This is a genomic window from Actinoallomurus sp. NPDC052274 (assembly GCF_040679475.1).
Lineage (GTDB): Bacteria > Actinomycetota > Actinomycetes > Streptosporangiales > Streptosporangiaceae > Actinoallomurus > Actinoallomurus liliacearum.
On sequence record NZ_JBFAUT010000038.1, the window covers coordinates 1 to 21,126 of the forward strand.

23 protein-coding genes are annotated in these 21,126 nt (G+C 72.7%); 8 read left to right on the top strand and 15 right to left on the bottom strand.

The annotated features are described in order from the left end of the window. Nucleotides 1-453 precede the first annotated feature (453 nt). Complete coding sequence (locus AB0K82_RS27980) at nucleotides 454-993, top strand: hypothetical protein (RefSeq protein ID WP_364402461.1); 540 nt, start codon at nucleotides 454-456, stop codon at nucleotides 991-993. A 49-nt stretch (nucleotides 994-1,042) separates the two neighbouring features. Here the strand turns inward: AB0K82_RS27980 and AB0K82_RS27985 are convergent, their stop codons facing one another. From AB0K82_RS27985 to AB0K82_RS27995, 3 genes are all read right to left on the bottom strand, one after another. Further along, nucleotides 1,043-2,257: a GDSL-type esterase/lipase family protein gene (locus AB0K82_RS27985; protein WP_364402464.1), complete on the bottom strand. Its 1,215-nt coding sequence runs from the start codon at nucleotides 2,255-2,257 to the stop codon at nucleotides 1,043-1,045. A gap of 74 nt (nucleotides 2,258-2,331) precedes the next feature. Next, the gene (locus tag AB0K82_RS27990; protein WP_364402467.1) at nucleotides 2,332-2,424 is read right to left on the bottom strand and encodes a DUF397 domain-containing protein; all 93 of its coding nucleotides are present in this window, start codon (nucleotides 2,422-2,424) and stop codon (nucleotides 2,332-2,334) included. Continuing rightward, complete coding sequence (locus AB0K82_RS27995; protein ID WP_364402470.1) at nucleotides 2,421-3,209, bottom strand: helix-turn-helix transcriptional regulator; 789 nt, start codon at nucleotides 3,207-3,209, stop codon at nucleotides 2,421-2,423. Before AB0K82_RS27995 ends, AB0K82_RS27990 begins: the two co-directional genes overlap by 4 nt. A 160-nt stretch (nucleotides 3,210-3,369) precedes the next feature. Here AB0K82_RS27995 and AB0K82_RS28000 point away from each other — a divergent pair, with 160 nt between their 5' ends. Both AB0K82_RS28000 and AB0K82_RS28005 read left to right on the top strand, forming a co-directional pair. Continuing rightward, nucleotides 3,370-3,642, top strand: coding sequence for a hypothetical protein (locus AB0K82_RS28000; RefSeq protein ID WP_364402473.1), 273 nt, complete (start codon nucleotides 3,370-3,372; stop codon nucleotides 3,640-3,642). Next, nucleotides 3,642-3,842, top strand: coding sequence for a hypothetical protein (locus tag AB0K82_RS28005; RefSeq protein WP_364402476.1), 201 nt, complete (start codon nucleotides 3,642-3,644; stop codon nucleotides 3,840-3,842). Before AB0K82_RS28000 ends, AB0K82_RS28005 begins: the two co-directional genes overlap by 1 nt. Before the next feature lie 35 nt (nucleotides 3,843-3,877). Here the strand turns inward: AB0K82_RS28005 and AB0K82_RS28010 are convergent, their stop codons facing one another. From AB0K82_RS28010 to AB0K82_RS28040, 7 genes are all read right to left on the bottom strand, one after another. Next, on the bottom strand, nucleotides 3,878-4,054 hold the full coding sequence (locus tag AB0K82_RS28010) for a hypothetical protein (RefSeq protein WP_364402479.1): 177 nt from the start codon (nucleotides 4,052-4,054) through the stop codon (nucleotides 3,878-3,880). 96 nt (nucleotides 4,055-4,150) lie between these two features. Continuing rightward, a complete protein-coding gene (cpt, locus tag AB0K82_RS28015; protein WP_364402482.1) occupies nucleotides 4,151-4,684 on the bottom strand; it encodes a chloramphenicol phosphotransferase CPT in 534 nt (177 codons plus the stop codon). Nucleotides 4,685-4,888: 204 nt separating this feature from the next. Further along, nucleotides 4,889-7,903 carry an SMC family ATPase gene (locus tag AB0K82_RS28020; RefSeq protein WP_364402485.1) on the bottom strand — a complete coding sequence of 1,005 codons (3,015 nt, stop codon included), beginning with the start codon at nucleotides 7,901-7,903 and terminating at the stop codon, nucleotides 4,889-4,891. 49 nt (nucleotides 7,904-7,952) lie between these two features. Then, nucleotides 7,953-9,086: an exonuclease SbcCD subunit D gene (locus tag AB0K82_RS28025; RefSeq protein ID WP_364402488.1), complete on the bottom strand. Its 1,134-nt coding sequence runs from the start codon at nucleotides 9,084-9,086 to the stop codon at nucleotides 7,953-7,955. Between the two features lie 143 nt (nucleotides 9,087-9,229). Beyond that, nucleotides 9,230-9,385, bottom strand: coding sequence for a hypothetical protein (locus tag AB0K82_RS28030; RefSeq protein ID WP_364402490.1), 156 nt, complete (start codon nucleotides 9,383-9,385; stop codon nucleotides 9,230-9,232). Between the two features lie 104 nt (nucleotides 9,386-9,489). Then, on the bottom strand, nucleotides 9,490-10,170 hold the full coding sequence (locus AB0K82_RS28035; protein ID WP_364402493.1) for a response regulator transcription factor: 681 nt from the start codon (nucleotides 10,168-10,170) through the stop codon (nucleotides 9,490-9,492). A gap of 64 nt (nucleotides 10,171-10,234) precedes the next feature. Continuing rightward, nucleotides 10,235-11,407: a sensor histidine kinase gene (locus tag AB0K82_RS28040; protein ID WP_364402495.1), complete on the bottom strand. Its 1,173-nt coding sequence runs from the start codon at nucleotides 11,405-11,407 to the stop codon at nucleotides 10,235-10,237. 168 nt (nucleotides 11,408-11,575) lie between these two features. Here AB0K82_RS28040 and AB0K82_RS28045 point away from each other — a divergent pair, with 168 nt between their 5' ends. The 4 genes from AB0K82_RS28045 to AB0K82_RS28060 all read left to right on the top strand — a co-directional run bounded on the left by AB0K82_RS28045 (nucleotide 11,576) and on the right by AB0K82_RS28060 (nucleotide 15,834). Further along, nucleotides 11,576-12,490: an ATP-binding cassette domain-containing protein gene (locus tag AB0K82_RS28045; protein WP_364402498.1), complete on the top strand. Its 915-nt coding sequence runs from the start codon at nucleotides 11,576-11,578 to the stop codon at nucleotides 12,488-12,490. 23 nt (nucleotides 12,491-12,513) lie between these two features. Then, complete coding sequence (locus AB0K82_RS28050; protein WP_364402501.1) at nucleotides 12,514-13,275, top strand: ABC transporter permease subunit; 762 nt, start codon at nucleotides 12,514-12,516, stop codon at nucleotides 13,273-13,275. Between the two features lie 99 nt (nucleotides 13,276-13,374). Beyond that, a complete protein-coding gene (locus tag AB0K82_RS28055; RefSeq protein WP_364402504.1) occupies nucleotides 13,375-14,808 on the top strand; it encodes an aldehyde dehydrogenase in 1,434 nt (477 codons plus the stop codon). 60 nt (nucleotides 14,809-14,868) lie between these two features. Beyond that, entirely contained in the window at nucleotides 14,869-15,834 is a 966-nt protein-coding gene (locus AB0K82_RS28060; RefSeq protein WP_364402507.1) for a Gfo/Idh/MocA family oxidoreductase, read from the top strand. Nucleotides 15,835-15,995: 161 nt separating this feature from the next. Here the strand turns inward: AB0K82_RS28060 and AB0K82_RS28065 are convergent, their stop codons facing one another. After that, nucleotides 15,996-16,919: a 2-dehydropantoate 2-reductase gene (locus AB0K82_RS28065; protein ID WP_364402510.1), complete on the bottom strand. Its 924-nt coding sequence runs from the start codon at nucleotides 16,917-16,919 to the stop codon at nucleotides 15,996-15,998. A gap of 115 nt (nucleotides 16,920-17,034) precedes the next feature. On the opposite strand from AB0K82_RS28065, the gene AB0K82_RS28070 reads away from it, so the two are divergent. Next, nucleotides 17,035-17,322: a hypothetical protein gene (locus tag AB0K82_RS28070; RefSeq protein ID WP_364402513.1), complete on the top strand. Its 288-nt coding sequence runs from the start codon at nucleotides 17,035-17,037 to the stop codon at nucleotides 17,320-17,322. Between the two features lie 15 nt (nucleotides 17,323-17,337). On the opposite strand, the gene AB0K82_RS28075 is transcribed toward AB0K82_RS28070, so the two are convergent. From AB0K82_RS28075 to AB0K82_RS28090, 4 genes are read right to left on the bottom strand one after another with little or no spacing between them, the layout of a single operon-like run. After that, nucleotides 17,338-18,132: an SDR family oxidoreductase gene (locus AB0K82_RS28075; RefSeq protein ID WP_364402516.1), complete on the bottom strand. Its 795-nt coding sequence runs from the start codon at nucleotides 18,130-18,132 to the stop codon at nucleotides 17,338-17,340. Beyond that, a complete protein-coding gene (locus AB0K82_RS28080) occupies nucleotides 18,129-19,358 on the bottom strand; it encodes a cytochrome P450 (RefSeq protein ID WP_364402519.1) in 1,230 nt (409 codons plus the stop codon). The genes AB0K82_RS28075 and AB0K82_RS28080 overlap by 4 nt, the downstream gene beginning before the upstream one ends. Further along, nucleotides 19,355-20,317: a phosphotriesterase-related protein gene (locus tag AB0K82_RS28085; protein WP_364402522.1), complete on the bottom strand. Its 963-nt coding sequence runs from the start codon at nucleotides 20,315-20,317 to the stop codon at nucleotides 19,355-19,357. Before AB0K82_RS28085 ends, AB0K82_RS28080 begins: the two co-directional genes overlap by 4 nt. Before the next feature lies 1 nt (nucleotide 20,318). Beyond that, nucleotides 20,319-21,092 carry a phytanoyl-CoA dioxygenase family protein gene (locus AB0K82_RS28090; RefSeq protein WP_364402525.1) on the bottom strand — a complete coding sequence of 258 codons (774 nt, stop codon included), beginning with the start codon at nucleotides 21,090-21,092 and terminating at the stop codon, nucleotides 20,319-20,321. Between the last annotated feature and the right edge of the window lie 34 nt (nucleotides 21,093-21,126).

A 21,126-nucleotide genomic window follows, 5' to 3' on the forward strand; every position in this document is an offset into this window, starting at 1 on the left:
ATCTTGTGGACCGAATGCCCCGAGGAGATGACGGGCAATCTCCACGGATCGCGCACCCAGGTCCCCGGTCCTCTTCCACCGGTGTGTTCTCAGCGGAGAATTCTCTCCGCTGAGTAGACACCGCCAGAAACGACGCCCCGGCCCGGGGGGCGAACCGTCCCGCCCGGCCGGTGCCGCGCACATCCCGCGCCGCCACAGATCGACCAGCACGTGATCCACCGGACACGCCCTAAACGCGAAGGATCCCTGGCGTTCACTGCGCTCTTGCGGCAGTGAACGCCAGGGATCCGGCGTCTCCGCCGCGCGCCGGCTCACCGCGGCGCACACCGGCGGGCGGTTCGCCTTCGAGGAGTTCACCCTGGGACCCGGCGTGGTCGGCGCACGCCCCCACGTCCACCATGGCCAGGTTTCACCTGGCCGGCCCCTCGGCTCGAGATCGATAGTGTTGGCGCCGTGACCGAGTCCCCCACGTCGGCCAAGTCCCGTTACCTGGTCGTCCACGACTACGGGATGGGCGGGCTCTGGTGGTGGATCCGCGCCTCGTCGGCGCGGCAGATCATCGACACCTGCGCCGAGGTCGAGGTGATCACCGACCCGGAGGCCGTCGCACGGGCCGAGACCTGGTCACTGGACGAGGTCGACATCGACGCGCTCTCGGCCGACCCCGCCCTGGCCGCCCTGCGGGACAAGCGGGAGGGGTACCGGCACGAGCCCGGCTACGCAGCGCTGGTCGGCCGGGACCGCGTCCACCTCGACATGCCGAGCGAGGACGAGGACGACACCCGCTACCTCGTGGAGCTCGGCCCCGACGGGCGGTGGATCCGGCAGGTCACGCTCACCGGCGACGGCCCCGGGACCAGGGCCGAGTCCGCGAACTGGCCGATCAACCCGCCGATCGACCTGTACGACCCGCGGTACGCCGCCATGGAGATCGATGTCTCCCGCTTCGAGGACGCCTGGAGCCGGGCGCTGCCCGATCCCGACGGCCTGTGAGCGCGCGGCCCCCGCACCATGGCGAGGGCCGCGGAGCGGGGAACGAACGTCAGGCGCGCCGGGCGGCGAACGGTCCACCGGCGCCGAAGGCCCGCTCGGCGAAGCGTTCGCCGATGCGGCGGTGCGTGGCGGCGTCCGGATGCAACCGGTCGGGCAGCGGCAACTCGGCGAAGTCCGCCTCGCCGTAGAGGTCGCGGCCGTCGAGGTAGTACAGGTTCGGGTCGTCGGCCGCCCGCTGCTTGACGATGCGGGAGAGTTCCTCGCGGATGACGCCCAGGGTCAGCTTCCCGAAGGGGATCTCCGCGGGGTCGCCCGCGGCCTTGAACCGCAGCACTCCCGAGCCGAGGTCGCTGAAGTCCGGTGCGCTGGGGCCGGGGGTCTCCTCGTGGATGGGGCAGAGGATCGCGGAGACGACCAGCAGCGGCGTGGTGGGATGCCCCTCGCGGATGGTGTCGAGGAAGCCGTGCACGGCCGGGGTGAAGGCGCGCAGCCGCATCAGGTCGGCGTTGACCAGGTTGATGCCGAGCTTGACGCTGACCAGGTCCGCCGGGGTGTCCCGCAGGACGCGGGCGGTGAACGGATCGAGCAGGGCGCTGCCGCCGAAACCGAGGTTGATCAGGTCGACGCCGCCCAGCGCGGCGGCCAGCGCCGGCCAGGTCGTGGTGGGGCTCGCGGCGTTCGAGCCGTGGCTGATCGAACTGCCGTGGTGCAGCCATACCCGGTGATCCCCCTGCGGCACGGCCTCGACGGGCGCGTCGGTGCGCAGGGCGACCACCTGGGTGATCTCGTTGTACGGCAGCCAGATCTCGACGTCCTTCACCCGCTCGGGCAGACCGGTGAACCGGACGGTGCCCACCGGGCCGGGCCTGGTCTCGGCGGACCCGGTGGCCATGTCCATCATCAGGACGTTCCCACCGGTCGTACTGGCCTGACCGGCCAGCCGGCCGTCGACGAGCAGGTCGTACACGCCGTCCGGGCGGGGCGGCGCGCCCTCGTAGGCCGGCTTGGTGCGGAGCGTGTCCAGCTCGATCGCCGTGGCCCGGGTCCGGAACACCGCTCGTACGCCGGAGGGCTGCGCCTCCGCCATGGCCACCTGCCCGTCGCCCGCCTGGGCGCGGGCCCAGGCGGGCAGCCGGTGCGGCAGCACACCGTGCTCGGTGCGCTCCAGGTCGAGCGCGCCGCGCAGGAGATCGGCGGTGATGGGCGTGGTGATCCAGTCCGCCCCCTCGGGCGAGCCGGGGACGGCGTCATGCTGGTGGCTCATGCCCCCAGCCTGTCAACCGCCCGCCCGATCCGCACATCCTTTCCGTCCCGCGCGTCGCCCGAACCCGACGAGGATCAGGCTTGCCGCCTGTCCGTCAGGGCCACCTCGACGCACATTCCTCCGGTGTCGTCGCTACGGCTGGATTTGCGCCACTCCAGGTTGCTCATGTTCTCCAGAGCTCCTCTGCGATTCGGCGGATCAGGTCTCTCGACATGTCCACGGGCAGGGCTTCGGTCCGGATCGATTCCCAGGATGACACCACCGTAGCGAGATCCTCTTGCCGTGTGGAGACCGCGCCGCCAAAGGCATTTCCGGCGTGCGCGGTCTCGTTTCCGTCCTCCGAGGTCGCGACGGCGAACGGCCCGCGTACGCCGCGGTGGGCTCGGGTGGGGACTATCTGGATGCTGATGTTGTCGCGTTCGCTGAGTTTGAGGAGGTGCTGGAGTTGCTCGTACATCACCTTCGCGCCTCCGACGTTCCGGCGGAGCGCGCTCTCGTCGAGGACGCAGTACAGCGCCGGGGGCGGCGGGTCCTCTCGGGTGATGATGCCCTGGCGTAGCATGCGCGCCTCGACGGCTGCCTCATCGCCGCCCAGGAGCGCACGGGCGTAGTCGGGCGTCTGGAGCAGACCGTGGATGAGGTCGATCTCGAAGACGCGGAGCTGGACGGCCGTGTCTTCGACCGGGATCCAGTCGACGAACCAGGCGGGGTAGGCCGGGGCGCCCTTGCGCCAGTCCAGGGTGCGGAGCAGCGCGCCGCCGGTGTCGAGGGCCTCGTCGGCCGCCTTGGCGAACTCGGGGGTGGCGGGGGCCTGGCCGGTCTCGATGGAGCTGATCAGTGACTCCGAGCAGAAGATCTTCGCCGCGAGTTGCGCCTGAGTGGAGGAGGCCGCCTTGCGGTAGTGGCGCAGTTCGCGACCCCATATGGCTTGTGGGCTGTAGTACTGGTTCATTCGACTTTTCTCCTTTGTCGGAATTCAGGGCCACTGCAGCGTGACCCCAGGGATCGCCGCGTCAACTCCAGCTCATGGAATGGCGGCGGGAACGCTTCCTCAGGGTAAACCGATGACGCCAATCTAGAGGGGTCGATCACGGCAACTCGAAAGGGCGATCATGACGATCGAGAATGGACAGGAAGAAGTCCATGACTTGTGCCGGCGCCTCTCCACGGCGTGCGGTAAGGCCGGTCTCACGGCGGAGGAGATCGCCCCGACGCGGATCCGCGTCGGTTTCCCGGGGGCGGGAATGCTCGCCGAGATCATCCGGTGCATGCCGGACGCGTCCGAGCGGCTGTACTGGTGGTGGTCGTGGGGTGACCCCATCTGCCCGGCCGAGGAGATCGACAAGGCCGTCGAGATGATCGTCCACGTCGTCAGGCCGGAATGATGGTCGACCGTCCCCCGGCGGATGCCGTCGCGCGGCTCAGGCGTTCGGTGGACCGGTTCTACGCCGCATTGCGTTCGTCACCGTACGGCGGCGTGTCGTATCTCGCCGATCTGGCGTGGCTCAAAGTGCTGGTCGATAAGTATCCCGACGAGGCACGTCGAATGGTCGACGATACGAACAGGGAGACCTCCGATCGGTGAGTCCGGAGATTCGGTCTCACCACCGGAACTCGCCGTCAGCCGTACGCGGCGTTGAGGCGTGCCGCGACGATCGGAGCGAGTCTTCGGGCGTCCTCAGGATGGCCGGGCACGGTGAGCCAGACGATGGCACGTCCACCGGTGATCATCGCTCTGTCGATCGGAGCCGCGAGGGTGTCGTCGGGTACGAGATGACCTCCGGTGATCCGTGGCACTGCGACCGGTGTCGGTCCGTAGCGCGACGATGAACGAGGGCAGGACTGCGATGCCGCAAGATCCGCCCGCGCAGGCCACTCCGGGCGGCATCGCGCTCATCGCACGTGGGCGGCGATGGTCCGGGCGCATTCCAGGGACTCGGTACGGGTCGTGTCCACCTGCAGGTCGTAGACGACGTCCTGGTGAACGATCTCCGCCTGGGACGCCGCCATTCCGATGACCCGATCGCCCCGGGCGATCTCGCGACCCGCGGCGACCGCGCTCTCGCAGCGGACCCCGACCCACAGGACCTCCAGCGTGTCGAGTGCCTTCTGCCAGCGGCGCTGGGACTCGGCACCGCCGAGGAAGACCTCATCGACGATGATCCGCGCGCCGGCACGGGCCATCGCCGCCACGCCCTCGATCCACGCCGCCTCCAGCATGCGGAACTCCGGCCCGACGACGACCTCGCCGTCCATGGCGATGTCGATCCCCGCATCCGACGTCTGCGAGGGCGCGGGCATCGCCTGGATGAGCGTGTCTACTCCGAGAGCGAGCCACGGATCCGGCAGGACCGCCTGCAGACACCGGGCGATCCCGGACTTCCCCGAACTGGACCCGCCGTTCAGGACGATCACCTGAGTCGTCACCGCGTCACAGTAAGGGTGGGCCGCGTGCGGAGCAACCGTCTCCTGCGCGGATGTCCGCACGATCGCGCCGGTGAGCGGGGGCGAAGTGAACCGTGACCTGACCGGGCTCGCCGTCGGCCGCCTCAGCCTGGAAGCCATATGGCATGACCGTAGGCCCTGACCGGCGAGATCGGGCAGAGTCGCCTGCGGGCTCGGCCGATGGGCTCAGGAGATCGGCGCGACCGTCCGCGCGGCCGGGGCGTCGTGACCGGCGCCGGTGACGGCGAGGGCCGAGCCGGTGCGGGTCTTGCGGACCCGGAGCTGCGTGGGGATGCGGGTGCGCAGCTCGGCGACGTGGCTGACGATGCCGACCGCGCGACCGCCGTCGCGCAGGCCGTCGAGGACGTCCATCACCTCGTCGAGGGTCTCCTCGTCGAGGGTGCCGAACCCCTCGTCGACGAACAGCGTGCCGATCTCCGCGCCGCCGGCCTCGGCGGTCACCACGTCGGCCAGGCCGAGGGCCAGGGCGAGCGAGGCGATGAACGTCTCCCCGCCCGACAGGGTCGCCGGGTCGCGGTGCTGCCCGGTCCAGCCGTCGATGACGCGCAGCCCGAGCCCGCCGGTGCCGTGGCGGCCCTTCTCCCCCGCCGCGCGCTCGACGGTGTGCTCGAGGATGTACCGGGCGGAGGACATGCGGGCCAGCCGGTGGTTCGCGGCGGCCACGACCTGCTCCAGCCGGGCGGCCAGGACGTACGCCGACAGCCGCATCCGCGCGGTGTTCACCGCCGGGTCGCCGGACGCGAGGGCGGCCAGCCGGGACACGAGCCCGTGGTGCCCGGCGACGGGACGCCAGGCGGCGGCGTGCCGCCGCAGCTCGGCCGCGAGCGCGGCGAGCCGGTCACGGCGGTGCCGGGCGCGGTCGCGCGCCGAGGAGACGGCCTGGTGGGCCTGGTCGGCGTCGGCGAGCGCGGCCTCGAGGGCGTCGAGGTCGGGCGCCGGCTCGGCGGCGGCCGCGGCGAGCTCGGGGTCGTTCAGCCGCGCCGTGACCCTGGCCTCCTCGTCGTCGTAGGCCCTGGCCCGCCGCGTCAGCTCCTCGTGGGCCGCGTCGTCGAGAGTGGCGGAGCGTACGGCCTCGACCGAGGGGAAGCCCTCGGCCTCGGCGGCGTCGGCGGCCTCACGCCGCGCGGTGTCGGCGTCGTCGGTGGCCGCGCGGAGCCGCTCGATCGCGGTGGCGGCGTCGCGGAGCAGGTCGGCCTCGGCACCGAGCCGCCGGATCCGGGCCTCCAGGGTCGGGTCGCCGCCGCGCGCCTCGTCCAGGCCGGTGCGCAGGCGGAGCGACTCGGCGGTCAGGGAGACGCGCAGCGTGCGGTTCTCGGTGAGCGCGGTGTCGACCTCCCGCCGCCGGTCGCGGGCCTCCTCGTACTCGGCGTCGACCTGTCGGAGGTCCTCCTCGAGCCGCGCGACGTCGGCCGCGGCGGCCGTCAGGCCGGCCAGCTCCTCCTGCGCGGCGACGAGCGCGGCGCGCAGGTCGTCGACGGGATCGTCACCGGCGTCCTGGGCCGCAGCCGCGTGCTCGGCGCGCAGTTCGGCGAGGCGGGTGGCGATCCGTTCCCGGTCCTTCCCGGCCTGCTCGTAGGCGGCCTGGGCGGCGGCCTCGGCGGCCTCGTCCGGGAGGTCCCGGTCCGGGGTCGCGGGCGCCGGGTGCTCGGTGGATCCGCAGACGGCGCAGGGCTCACCGGGTGTCAGCTCCCGGGCGAGCCGGGCGGCCATGCCCTCCAGAACCGCCTGGCGGATCTCCTGGAAGGCGTCCCGGGCCGCCTGGGCGGCGTCGGTCGCGGCGCGGTGCTCCTCCTCCGTCCGCGCCAGCGCCGCCGCCAGCGTGTCGCGCCGGACCGCCGCGTCCAGCCGCCGCCGGGCGGTGTCCACGGCGGCCTCGGCCACGGGCCTGGCGGCGAGGCGGGCGCGCGTCCCCTCCAGTCGCTCGGCGAGGTCCTCGCGGTAGCGCGGAGAGTCGGTGAGGAAGAGGGCGAGCTCGGCCTCAGCCGCTTCGAGGTCCCGGCCTCTGTCCTCCGCCTCCTTCAGCTCCCGGCCGAAGGCGGCGAGCCGTCGCTCGTCGTCGCGGCGCTGTTCGAGGACGGCGGCCTCCTCGCGGCGGGCGCGCTCCTCCTTGCGCATGACGTCGGCGTCGGCGGTGTCGGGGACGAGCCTGGTCACGGCGTCCCGCTGCCGGCCCACCACGGCCGCGGCCTGGTCGCGGCGGGCGGCACGGCCCTCGGCGACGTGCAGCAGCGGGAGGACGCGGCGGGCCCGCTCGGCGTCGTGCAGCGCGCCGGCCAGCGCGGCCCGCTCACCGGCCCGCTCGGCCAGCGCCGCCGCGTCGGTCTCGGCGGCGGCGCGCTGGGCCCGCCGGTCGGCGACGGCACGCCCCCGCTCCGCGGCGGCCCGTGCGGCCGACAGGACACTCGCGGCGGCCGCGACCCGATCCTCGGCGGCCGCGCGGACGTCGTCCATGTGGGCGGACAGCTCGACCGCCCACGCGGCGAGCGCGTCGGGGTCGAGGTCGGGCCGCTCGGCGCCGGCCGCCTCGGCCGCGCGGTCGGCGGTGGACCCGGCGGCGGTGCGCAGGGCCTCGGCCTCGCGCCCGGTCTCCTGGCGCTTGTCGCGCAGCCACTTCTCGACGTCGGTGAAGATCTCGGTGGCGAACAGCCGCTCCAGGACCGTGCGCCGCTTCTCGGCGTCGGCGCGCAGGAACGCCGCGAAGTCGCCCTGTGGCAGCAGCACCACCTGGCAGAACTGCTCGGCGGACATGCCGAGCAGATCCCCGATCTTCTGACCGGCCTCGTCGAACCGGGTCGACAGTGCCTCCCACTCACCGGCGCGCCACTCCTGGAGGAGGACCTTGGCCTTCTCCTCCGTGGTGCCGGTGCCGCGCAGCTTCGGCCGGTCCCACCGGGGCGACCGCGTGACCCGGAACCGGCGGCCGCGGATCGTCACCTCCAGGGCGACCTCGGGCGAGCGGTCGGGCGGGGCGTGGTGGCTGCGGAGGTTCTTCGCGTCGTTGCGGACGCTCGGCACCCGGCCGTACAGCGCGAAGCAGACCGCGTCGAGCACGCTGGTCTTGCCCGCGCCGGTCGGGCCGTTGATGAGGAACAGGCCCGCGTCGGACAGCGCGTCGAAGTCGATGCGCTCGGTGCCGGCGAAGGGCCCGAACGCGGTGATCGTGAGGTGGTGGAGTCTCACCGGGCCACTTCCTCGCGGGATCTCGCCGCGCGGGCACCGTCGTGGAGTCTCACCGGGCCGCCTCCTCGCGCCGGTAGTGCTCGAACGCCTCGTGCAGCAGCGCGCGCTCGGCCTCGTCCGGCGCCGCGCCGCGCACCTCGGTGACGAAGTCGCAGGCGATCTCGGTCTCGGAGCGGCCCTTGACCCGCTCCGCCCAGGTCCGCTCGCCGGTGTCCGCGGTCCGCTCCGGTTCGAAGGCCAGCGCGAGAACGTGCGGGAACCGTCGCCGCAGCCGGTCCATGGCGCCCACGGGATGCTGCGCGTCGGTGAGCGTGATCTGCAGCCAGTGATCTTCGTACACGGCGAGGTGCTCGGCGGTGAGCAGGTCGTCGATTCGGCCCTCGAGGCGCTTGATCCGGCGGGGCACCGGCGCCTCGACGAACTCGGCGCGCACCGTCTCGCCGAGGTCGACCAGCCAGGTGCCCTTGGCGTGCTTCTCCTCGGAGAAGGAGTAGGCCAGCGGCGAGCCGGAGTAGCGCACGGTCTCGGTCAGCGGCTGGGCGCGGTGCAGGTGGCCGAGGGCGGCGTAGTCGACGCCGTCGAAGACGCTCACCGGGACGTTCGCCACTCCGCCGATCGCGATGTCGCGCTCGCTGTCGCTCGCCGCTCCCCCGGTGACGAACGCGTGCGCCAGGACGACCGACCGGCCGCCACGCCCCGCCAGGTCGGCGCGGATCCGGCGCATCGCCTCGGTCAGCGCGGCGGTGTGCCCGCGCTCGGCGAGCTCCCACCGGCCGCGGACGACCTCGGGCTCGAGGTAGGGGATGCCGTAGATCGCGGTGCCGTCGTCGAGGAGGACCGGCCGGCCGACCGTCTCCGGGTCGGTGCGCAGGTGCACCCCGGAGCCGTCCATCAGGTCGGCGCCGAAGCCGAGCCGCCGCGCGGAGTCGTGGTTGCCGCTGATCAGCACGACCCGGACCTTCTCGGCCAGGAGCCGCCGCAGCGCCTCGTCGCACAGGTCGACCGCGTCGACCGGCGGCAGCGCCCGGTCGTAAAGGTCGCCGGACACGAGGACGCAGTCGACCCCCTCGGACCGGACCGTCTCGACGAGGTGGTCGACGAACGCCGCCTGCGCGCCGAGCATGTCCTCGCGGTGGAAGAACCGGCCGAGGTGCCAGTCGGAGGTGTGCAGGAGGCGGGGCATGCCCGGCAAGCTAACAGGCCCCGCCGACAACACGGACCTCACACGCCGCGTCCGGTCCCTTTAGTGAGGAACATCCCGCCGGACGCGAAAGGCCCCCGGCGAGGGTTCGCCGAGGGCCTCCGCTCTGCTGGGGTGCTGCTGTATCAGGCCGCTTTCCGCAGGTCGGACTTGGCGAGCAGCTGGGCCCGCTCCTCCGGGGTGGCGAGCCGCTCCCACTGCTCCAGGCTCTCCGTGAGCCGGAGGGACTGGACGGTGCGACGATTGACGAAGCGGTGTACAACTCGACGGAACTTAGGCATGGCGATATCCACTGACAGAAGATGGTTGGTGGAAGCGAGGTACCCTCATTATCGCACGTCACACCTGTTTTACCGGTCACTGGGGTGGCGTGTCGGCGAGGCGGTCAGCGGGGTGTCGGAGTGACCAGTCCGGTCTCGTAGGCGACCATGACGAGCTGGGCCCGGTCGCGGGCGGCGAGCTTGGCCAGCAGGTTCCCCACGTGCGTCTTCACGGTCGCCGGGCTCAGGTACAGATGATCGGCGATCTCGCCGTTGGACAGGCCGCGGGCGATGAGGGTGAGCACCTCGCGCTCCCGGCCCGTCAGCCCTTCCAGCTCCCGCGCGGGCTGCCGGGCCGGCAGGGGCCGACGGGCGAACTCCGCGATCAGCCGCCGGGTCACGGCCGGCGCGAGCAGCGCCTCACCGGAGGCGATGACCCGGATCCCGGCGAGCAGGTCGGCGGGCGGGGTGTTCTTCAGCAGGAACCCGCTGGCCCCGGCGCGCAGCGCCGCGTGCACGTACTCGTCCAGGTCGAACGTCGTGAGGATCAGCACCCGCACGCCGGGCGGCCCGTCCGGACCGCAGATGCGCCGGGTCGCCTCGATGCCGTCCATCTCCGGCATGCGGACGTCCATCAGCACGACGTCCGGCCGCTTGCGGACGGCGAACTCGACCGCCTCCGTCCCGGTGCCCGCCTCGCCGACCGTGACCAGGTCCGGGGCGGTGTCGACGAGCACGCGGAAACTGCCGCGCAGCAGCGCCTGGTCGTCGGCGACCAGGACGCGGACGGGTGCGGGTGCGGTCATGGGACCTCCTTCGTCGGCCCCATGACCAAGGTGCTGTGCTTCCTGATTCCCTCGCTTCGCTCGGTCATGGATCCTCCGGGGCAGGACGGGGCAGGCGGGCGGACACCTCGAACCCGCCCTCGGGGCGCGGCCCGGCCGCCAGCGTTCCGCCGTACAGGTGGGCGCGTTCCCGCATCCCGATGATGCCGTGCCCCGGCGGCCCCGGGAGCACCCGGTTCCCCGGGCCGTCGTCGGTCACCCGGATCCGTACCTCCTTCGCGTCGCCCGCCACGACGACCCGGCAGTGCGCCGGGGCCGCGTGCCGGACCACGTTCGTCACCGCCTCCTGCACGATCCGGTACACCGAGCGTCCCATCCCCTCGGGCAGCCCGGCCACGCCGTGAACCGCCAGCTCGACGCGGACGCCGGCGGTCGCGGCGCGTTCGCGCAGCTCGGTCAGCTCGGCGAGGTCGGGAGCCGGCCGCAGCTCGGGGGACGCGTCGTCGGAGCGCAGCATGCCGAGCATGGTGCGCATCTCGCCGAGCGCGTCCCGGCTCGTCGTCTCAATGACGCGCAACGCCTCGCGGACCTCGCCGCCGGCGGCCGCGTCCCCCGCGGCGCGCGACTCGAGGACGTAGCCCGCGACCCCGGCCTTCACGCCGATCAGGCTGAGGGTGTGGGACACCACGTCGTGCAGTTCGCGCGCGATCCGCAGGCGCTCCTCGGTCACGGCCCGGTCGGCGAGTTGCTCGGCCGCCCGCGCGGCGTACGCGCGGCGTTCGCGCACGGCCCGGCCGATCGTCCACGCCCCGCCGAGCACCGGCGGGCCGATGAGGAGGAAGTCGGTGACCCCCGAGCCGCCGCGCTGCCCGGCGAGGGTGGCCAGGAGCACGCCGAAGACGCTGATCCCCGCGATGACGAGGGTGGGCTCCCTGGGATGGCGACGTTCGGTCAGCGCCACGAGGTACAACGCGAACGCCGCGACGAGCAGCGGATTCCAGCCGGCGCCGGCGAGCATCGCCGCCACCGACGCCGCGAACACGATCCCGAAGACGGGCAGCGGCCACAGGCGCCGTACGGCGACGGGCAGCCCGACCGCCCCGACGAGCAGGCAGGTCGCCCACGCTGGCAGGTCCACCGGCCGGGCGAAGGCGACGCCGAGCAGGACGAGGGTCGATCCGACCCCGGCCACGGCGTCGAGGGCGATCAGCCGGCCCCGGCCGAGCCGCCGGGTGAAGACCGGATCGGGTTCGCGCACCGTCCGAACCGTACCGGCCCTCGTTCGCCCCCGCCTCCGACCCGAGTCCCTCATCCCCTGGTCGGAGTGGACCGCGCTCCGCGAGCCGCCGTACGCGCCCGGGCGGAGGCCGCGATTCCACCGCCGCTCCGAAGCGCCGGCGGCCCGCCGTACGGGAGCGTCGAGACCGTGATCGAAGTGCGGAACCTCACCAAGAGATACGGCGGCACCGTCGCCGTCGACCGGCTGTCCTTCACGGTCCGGCCGGGCCAGGTGACCGGCTTCCTCGGGCCGAACGGCGCCGGGAAGTCGACCACGATGCGGATGATGCTGAGCCTCGACCGCCCGGCCGAGGGCCGGGTCCTCATCGACGGGCGGCCCTACGAACGGCTGACCGAGCCACTGCGGCGGGTCGGGGCGCTGCTCGAGGCCACGGCCGTGCACCGCGGCCGCCGGGCCCAGGACCACCTGCGGTGGCTGGCGCGGAGCAACCGGATCCCGAAGACGCGGGTTCGGGAGGTCCTGGCGATGGTCGGGCTGGAGGGCGTCGCCCGGAAGCGGGTCAGGGGATTCTCCCTCGGCATGTCCCAGCGTCTCGGCATCGCCGCGGCGCTGCTCGGCGACCCGCCGATCCTGCTCTTCGACGAACCGCTCAACGGGCTGGACCCCGAGGGCATCGTGTGGATCCGGAATCTGCTGAAGACGCTGGCGGCCGAGGGCAGAACGGTTCTCGTCTCCAGTCATCTCATGGGCGAGATGGCGCTGACCGCCGAACACCTCGTCGTGATCGGCCGCGGCCGGCTGCTCGCCGACACCACCGTGGCCGAGTTCGTCGCCGCGCACACCCGCTCGTTCGTACGGGTCAGGACGCCCGAGCCGGAGCGGATGCGGGACGCGATCGCCGCGGCCGGCATCACCGTGACCCAGGTCGCGGACGGCACGCTCGAGGCGGACGGGACCGAGCCCGCGACGATCGGTGAGATCGCCGCCGCCAAGGGACTGATCGTGCACGAGGTCGCGACGCAGACCGCCTCGCTGGAGGAGGCGTTCATGCGGCTCACCGGGGACGTCGTCGACTACCGGGCCGGAGGTCCGCAGTGGTGAACACGATCGCCGCGCGAGCGGCTGTGAGCGCTGAACTGATCAAGGTCCGCACCGTTCGGTCCACGGCCTGGACCCTCGCGCTGACCTTCATCCTCAGCGTGGGGCTCGGTGTCCTCTTCTGCCTCGGCATTCGCCACGGCTTCGACCGGATGGACCGGCCGGCACGCGCCAACTTCGACCCCGTCACGACCGGTCTCTACAGTCTGACGCTGGGCCAGATCCCGCTCGTCGTCTTCGGCGTGCTGTGCGTCGGCACCGAGTACACCAGCGGCACGATCCTGGCCTCCCTCGCGGCGGTGCCGCGCCGGGGCGTGCTCTACGGCGCCAAGGTGCTGGCCGCGACGCTGCCGACCTCGGCGTTCTCCCTGGTCACCGTCCTCGTGACGTTCTTCACGACACAGGCCGCGCTCGGCCCGCACGGCACCACCCTCGGCGAGCCGGGAGTGCTGCGCGCGGTCGTGTTCGCGTGCGTCTACCTGACGCTGCTGTGCGCCTTCGCGATCGGCGTGGCGACCATGCTGCGCAGTACGGCGCTGTCTCTGGGAATCATGATCCCGTTGCTGTTCCTCGACTCCCAGGGGCTCGGCTACATCCCCAAGGTCCGGACGGTCGCGCAGTTCCTGCCCGATCAGGCCGGGCAGGTGATGATGCAGGCGGTGCGGCCGGATCGGTCGTACATCTCCCATCGCGACTTCGGACCGTGGACGGCGCTGGGCATCCTCGCGATCTGGGCCACGGCCGCCTGCGTCGGCGGGTACCTCGTCCTACGCCGCCGCGACGCCTGACGCCGTCGTGAGGCATGCCACGCTGGACAGGGGGCGACCGGATGGAGAAGATACCAAGCAAGCACTCGGTCAAGGCCCTCCCGCCTCCGGAGGTACGGCATGCGTGAACACGATCGGCTCTACATCGGCGGCGAGTGGGTCGCGCCCGCCGGCACCGGCACCATCGACGTCGTCTCCCCGCACACCGAAGAGGTGATCGGACGGGTGCCCGAGGCGACCCCGGAGGACATGGACCGGGCCGTCGCGGCGGCCCGGGATGCCTTCGACCACGGCCCCTGGCCGCGCATGGCGCCGGCCGAGCGCGCCGCCGTCGTCGCCCGCCTCACCGAGCTGTACGCCCAGCGTCTCGGCGACCTGTCCGAGCTGATCACCGCCGAGATGGGCTGCCCGATCTCGTTCTCCCAGCTCGGCCAGACCGGGCAGGCCCAGGCCGTCTACGGCTACTTCGCCGCGCTCGGCAAGGAGATCGCCTGGGAGGAGGAGCGCGCCGGGCTGATGGGGCCGGTCACGGTCCGCCGCGAGCCGGTCGGCGTGGTCGCCGCGATCGTGCCGTGGAACGTCCCGCAGTTCATCATCGCGCTCAAGCTCGCCCCGGCGCTCATCGCCGGCTGCACCATCGTGATCAAGCCGGCGCCCGAGACGCCGCTGGACGGCTACGTCCTCGCCGAACTGCTGACCGAGGCCGGCGTGCCCGAGGGCGTCGTCAGCATCGTCGCCGCCGGGCGGGAGACCGGCGAGCACCTCGTCCGCCACCCGGGCGTCGACAAGGTGGCCTTCACCGGGTCGACGGCGGCCGGCCGGAAGATCGGCGCGATCTGCGGCGAGCAGCTCAAACGCTGCACGCTCGAGCTCGGCGGCAAGTCCGCGGCGATCATCCTCGACGACGCCGACCTCGCCGCGACGATGGGCTGGCTGAAGATGGCGTCGCTGATGAACAACGGCCAGGCGTGCGTCGCCCAGACCCGGATTCTCGCCTCCCGGAACCGCTACGACGAGGTCGTCGACGCGCTCGCCGAGACCGTGCGCGGGATGAAGGTCGGCGACCCGGCCGACCCCGCCACCGAGATCGGCCCGCTCGTCGCCAAGCGCCAGCAGGAACGCGTCGAGGGCTACATCCGGATCGGCCAGGAGGAGGGCGCCAAGGTCGCGCTCGGCGGGTCCGGCCGGCCGTACGACCGCGGCTGGTACGTCACGCCGACCGTCTTCGCCGGCGTCACGAACGACATGCGCGTCGCGCGCGAGGAGATCTTCGGCCCGGTGCTGTCGGTGATCGCGTACGAGGACGAGGCCGACGCGGTGCGGGTCGCCAACGACAGCGACTACGGCCTGGCCGGCACGGTGTGGACGGCCGACGATGACCGCGGGCTGGAGATCGCCCGTCAGGTCCGCACCGGGACGTACGGCGTGAACATGTACATGATCGAGGCGTCGTCACCCTTCGGCGGCTACAAGGGCAGCGGCGTCGGCCGCGAGCTGGGCCCCGAGGGCCTGGCCGCCTACCTGGAGTACAAGTCCATCGCCCGGATGGGCTGACCCGGACAAGCCCCGGGGCCGGCATTCCCCCCGCCGGCCCCGGCCCGTACGATCCCGGCCATGACGATTCGGTGGGGAATCCTCGGGACCGGGGGCATCGCGCGTACGCTTACCGAGGACCTGCTCCTGCTGGGCCACAAGGTGGCGGCCGTGGGGTCCCGGGCCCCGCAGACCGCCCAGGCGTTCGCCGACCGGTACGGCATCGCGAGCGCGTACGGCTCCTACGCCGAGCTCGCGGCCGATGACCAGGTCGACGTCGTCTACGTCGCGACGCCGCACAGCGGCCACTACGACGCGGCCCGCGTCTGCCTGGAGGCGGGGCGCGGCGTCCTGGTCGAGAAGCCGTTCACGACGAGCGCGGCGGACGCGGAGGCGCTGGTCGCCCTCGCCCGCGACCGCGGCCTGTTCGCCATGGAGGCGATGTGGACGCGGTTCAACCCGATCGTCACCCGGCTGCGCGAGCTGATCGCCGACGGCGCGATCGGCGACGTCACGGCGGTGTACGCCGACTTCTCGTTCGCCGCCGACTACGACCCGGAACACCGGCTCTGGGCGCCCGAACTCGCCGGCGGCGCCCTGCTCGACCTCGGCGTCTATCCGGTGTCCTTCGCGTGGATGCTGCTCGGCGATCCCGACAGCGTGCAGGCCGTCGCGACGAGCGCGCCCACCGGCGTGGACGCCAACACCGGCATCCTGCTCGGCTACGCCTCCGGAGCGGTGGCGCTGCTGCACTGCGGCCTCCTCGGCGACTCGCCGCAGACCGCGACCATCGTCGGCACCACGGGCCGTGTCGAGGTCGCGTCACCGGCCTGGCGGCCGACGGCCATGACCCTGCACCGCACGGACGCGGAGCCGGAGACGTTCACCGCCGACCTGCCCGGTCACGGCTACACCTACCAGGCCGAGGAGGTCGCCCGGTGCGTCGCCGACGGCCGCGCCGAGTCGGCCGTCATGCCCCTCGACGAGACCGTCGCCATCCTCCGCACCCTCGACCGGATCGCCGCCCGCTTCACCCCCGCGACCTGAGCGCCTGCTCCCGCACGTCGCGTACCGACCACCGGCGTGGTCGACACGGTGACAGCGGGAACCTTGTCGCCGGTGTTGACCGGATAGAAGGCTCAGATGGGACGGAGCCCGGTCCACTCCGGCGGCAAGGTGGCCACCGCGACGGCGAAACCCGATGTGCCCTAGTGGCCTGCGGCCCGCAGTTCCCGTACCAGTCGGGCCGTCACCGGCACGAGCACACCGTGCCGATCCGCCGCGCGCAGCAGCGCTCCGCCGATGGCGTCGAGTTCCAGCGGCCGGCCCGCCTCCGCGTCGCGCTGCATGGAGGACTTGGCATCGGCCGGGAAGGCGTCGTAGCGCGCCAGGGCCTGAGCGGGGTCCACCGGCGCGCCGCAGGCGCGGCTGACCGCGGCGGTTTCGGCGACCAGGCTCTCCAGCTCCTCGTGGTGGCGGGTGCGGATATCTCCGAGGGGAGCGCCGTACCGGGTGGTGAGGAGGGCGAAGGGGGCGAGGAAGGCCATCTTCGCCCACAGAGCGGTGGTCTCGTCCTCGGTCACGCGGGCCGTCGCCCCTGCGGCGGACAGGGCGGCCGCCAGGGTCTCGACGTGAGAGCGGGGTGCCGTGCCGGCGGCCAGGTCGATCTCGGCGAACGGGCTGCCGTGCTCGATGACGACGGGCCCGGTGCCGCTGTAGGCAAGGCGGGTGGACTCCACGCGGATCACTCCAGGGACCACCCGGTCAGGCCGGTAGCGAGCCCGGAGAGTCGCGGGGTGTTCGACGCCGTTCAGCAGCGGTACGACGAGGGCGTCGCCGAGGACCGCGGGCGGGACGCGGGTGAGCGCGGTGTCCAGAGCGGTCTGCTTGACGGTGATCAGGCACGCGTCGACCGGCTCACGCAGTTCGGTGGACGCTTCCACCGCCGCGGTGAAGTCGCCGAACTGGCGACTGCGTACCTCGATCCCGCCGCTGCGCAAGGTGTGTGCCGTGGCTTCGCGGGCCAGGCAGATGACGCGGTGGCCGGAGCGGGACAGCAGGGCGGCCAGCAGACCGCCGATGCCGCCCGGACCCAGAACGGCCACCGTGGGCTTGCTCGTCATGAGCGTCATGAAGTCGTCCTCTCGTTGGTCGGCCCCGGTGATCGGTGGCCGCCTTCGAGGCGATCTTCGCAGAGTCGCGCGCCACGCGTGCGACCGGGGGTGTGAGTGATCGACGAGATGGCCGGTGATCTACATGGTGCCGCATGCATACGCGCACACCTTGGTGTCCGATCGCGCCACGCGCGACGAGGGCATTGCCATGCTGCAGGAAACGAGCGGGCTCGCCCGTGGCTGCGGGCTGAACCATCAACTTCGCAGCATCGATGCCATCCGCCATGAGGCGGAGCACTTTAGTGTCTTTCAGCGGCGCGAACAGCCCCACCACTGCCAAGCGGTTCCCACGTGGCGAAGCCGTCCACTACGCCGAACACGCCACGGCCCAGGGCGTTCCCCGACGCTGACCGCCGCTTGACGGAGGCCAGGCTGGTCAGCGGGACCGTGCCTGGCGGATGGCGTGTTCGGGGCGGTGGGTGGTGGTGCCGCTGTCGATGACGATGGTCTGGCCGGTGATGCAGCGGGCCTCGTCGGAGGCGAGGAAGGCGACCAGCGCCGCGACGTCCGCGGGTTCGGCCGCGTACGGCAGAACGCGTTCGGCGGTCTTCTCGGCGAGCCGTTCGGGCGTCATCACGGCGCGGGCGACGTCGGTCAGGACGAGGCCGGGCGCGACGGCGTTGCAGCGGATGCCCCGCTCGCCGTACATGGTCGCGACGTAGCGCGTGAGCGAGGTCAGCGCGGCCTTGGCGGAGCCGTACGCCGCGTGGTCCGTGTCGCCGAGCAGGCCCGACACCGACGACGTGTTGACGATCGCGCCGCCGGTCCGCATCGCCGGCACGGCGTGCTTGCAGCCGAGCATCGCCCCGCGCAGGCTCACCGCGAGCGTCCGGTCCCACACCTCGACGTCCATGGCGGTGAGGTCCAGGTCGCGGCCGTAGACGTCGCGGCCGAGCGCGGCGGCGTTGTTGTGCAGCACATCGAGGCGCCCGAACTCCCGTACGGTGTCGGCGACCATCCGGCGCACGGCCTCCTCGTCACCGACGTCCGCCGCCAGGGCGAGGGCCGTGGCACCCGTCCTCCGCAGGATCTCGGCCGTCTCGCGCGCGGCGTCGTACCGGATGTCGGCGACGGCCACCCGCGCGCCCTCGGCCGCGAGTCGCACCGCGACGGCGCGGCCGATCCCCGACCCGCCGCCCGTGACGAGCGCGGCGCGGTCCGTGAACCTCACCACTCGACCAGGAGGGTGGGGAGGCCGCGGCCGACCAGGCTCTTGCGGTAGGCGATGTCCTGGTCCGGGACGAGGCGCAGGCCGGGCAGCCGGGCGGTGACGCGATCGAGGGCGATGCGGAGTTCGAGGCGGGCGAGGGCGGCGCCGACGCAGTGGTGGATGCCGTAGCCGAAGACCATGTGGTCGCGGGCGTTCGGGCGGCGGATGTCGAACCGCTCGGGGTCGGGGAACACCGTCTCGTCGTGGCCCGCGGAGTCGGCGTGCAGGAGCACCTCCGCGCCCGCCGGGATCGTGACGCCGTGCAGGGTGACGTCCTCGGTGGTGCGGCGGAAGCTGCCGAGGCTGGCGCCGTCGATGCGCAGCGTCTCCTCGATCAGGTTGGGGATGAGCGCGGGGTCGGCGACGACGGCCGTCCAGGACGCGCGGTCCCGCTGCATGCGGTGGACGGCGTTGCCGAGGCTGTTCGGGACGGTGTCGTTTCCGCCGAGCAGCAGCGCGCTGATGGTCTCGACGACCTCCCGGTGCGACAGGCCGCCGGGGCCGGTGTCGATGAGCTCCGCCATGAGCCCGGCGAAGTCGTCGCGGGGTTCGGCGCGGCGTTCGGTGACGAGACGGTCGACGTAGTCGAGGTACTTGAGGAAGTCCTGGGCGAGTTCGCGCTGGCGGGCGGGTGGCTGCGGGGACAGGAACAGCTGGAACCAGGAGTACACCCACTGCTTGACCTGGTGCTCGTCCTCGGGCGGCACGCCGATGAACCCCGCCGTCAGCCGGGCCGACGGCGGATGCGCGAGGTCCGCGACGAGGTCGGCGTGCCCCTGGGGCTCGACGGCGTCCAGGACCGCGTCGACCTGGGTGGCGAACGCGTCCCCGAGCCGCTCGACGGCGCGCGGGGTGAACGCGCGGGAGATGGCCCGGCGGATGCGGGTGTGCTGCGGCGGGTCGACGTTGGCGGCGAAGTTGTCGAGGAACGACCGGTGCTCGCCGAGCGACTCCTTGACCTCGTCGGTGAGCGTACGGGAGATGGTGAGCGAGCCGACCGAGGAGAACCGGCGGTGGTCGCGGTAGGCGTCCCGTACGTCGGTGTAGCGCGTGAGCACCCACATGCGCAGGTGGTCGCTCCAGAACACCGGCCGCTCGTGGCGCAGGCGGGTCAGGAAGGGGTACGGATCGGCGACGTGCCAGTCCGCGGTGACGTCGAAGTCGGTCGCCGTCTCGGGTCCGCTCACGATCCGCCTCCCAGGACGCGCCGGGGGTTGTCGACCAGCATCTGGTGGATCTGCTCCTCGGTGACGCCGCGCCCGCGCAGGGCGGGGAGCACGTCCCGGGAGATGTGCAGCAGGTGGTAGTTCGGGTGCCGCCGCCGTACGACGTCGGGGTCGAAGCGGTCGTTGAAGCAGTACGAGTCGTGGGACAGCACCATCCGCCCGGCGTGCCCGCGCTCGCACAGCGCGGCGACGGTCGCGACCCGGTCCTCGAACGAGGTGAACTCGATGCCGAACCGGTCCATGCCGAGGTACGAGCCGTTCGCGATGAGCTCCTCCAGGTAGGCCAGGTCGGTGGAGTCGCCCGCGTGGCCGATGACGACGCGGCCCAGGTCGACGCCCTCGGCGGCGAGGAGCTTCTGCTGGTCGAGCCCGTTGCGGGTGGCCGACTCGCTGTGCGTGGTGATCGGCACGCCCGTGGCGCGGTGGGCCTCGGCGACCGCGCGCATCACCCGCTCCACGCCGGGGGTGATGCCCTGCCGCCCGGTCGCGCACTTGAGCATGCCCGCCCGCACGCCGGTACGGCCGATGCCGTCGGTGATGTCGCGGACGAAGAACTCGGCCAGCCGGTCCGGGCCGCCGAAGAGCGTGCCGGGCCCGCGGTTGCCGAAGTACGGCGGCAGCGCGTCGTAGGTGTACAGGCCGGTCGCGACGACGATGTTCAGCTCGGTCCGCTCGGCCACGCGCTGGACGGCGGGGACGTACCGGCCGAGGCCGACCACGGTGAGGTCGACGATCGTGTCGACGCCCGCGGCCTTCAGCTCGTTGAGCTTTCCCGCGGCCTCGCGGGCGCGTTCCTCCAGATCCCAGCCCTCGGGGATGTCCGGCCAGTTCCAGAGGATCTCCGGGCTGAGCCCGAAGATGTGCTCGTGCATCAGGGTCGCCCCGGGGTCGGCCACCGGGCCGCGGACGGTCTGCACCATGTCACTCCACCGGGATGAGGGGGAACTGCGGGTGGTCGAAGGGCCGGTTGACCTCCAGGCCCAGCCCGTCGGTCTGGCCGTACGGCGCGCCGGTGTAGAGCGCGGCGGCGTCGAAGTACGTCGCGGTGAACGACAGGCGCGGGGTGTTCCGGCGGTTCTGCGGCGCGCCGTGGACGGTCAGCGCGCTGTGCACGGTGGCGTCACCGGCCGTCAGGTCGAGGGACGGGGAGAGCTCCAGGTCGCGCAGCCACGGGTGGCGGGTCAGCGCGTCGTCGCCCTCCCGGACGAAGGTGCGGCCCAGCGTGCCGTATCGGTGCGACCCGGTGAAGAACCGCAGGGAGCCCATGTCGGCGGGCACGTCGGACAGTGCCAGCCACACGGTCAGCATCGCCGAGGTGTCCATCGGCATCCAGGGGAAGTCCTGGTGGAAGACGGTCCGGCCGTGCCGGCCCGGCTCTTTGACGAGCACGTTGGTGACCTGCAGCCGTACCCGCTCGACGCCCGTCAGCAGGCGCGCCGCCGCGCGGCCGAGTGCCGGGGACGTGGCCAGCGCCCGGAAGTCCGCGTCCCGGTCGGCGATGTCGCGGTCCTGCCCGAACGCCTCGTCGACGAAGCCGGCGCCGGACGCCCGGCGGCGGGCGGCCAGGCGGTCGAGGGCGCGCCGCCGCAGCCGGTCGACGAAGTCCGGTCCGACGAGGCCGGGCAGCCGCACCCAGCCGTTGGCGCGGAAGAAGCGGGCCTCTTCCTCGGTCACGTCCCGTACGGGTGCAGCCATCGACACCGCCTCGAGTCGTCGTACTGCCGCGACG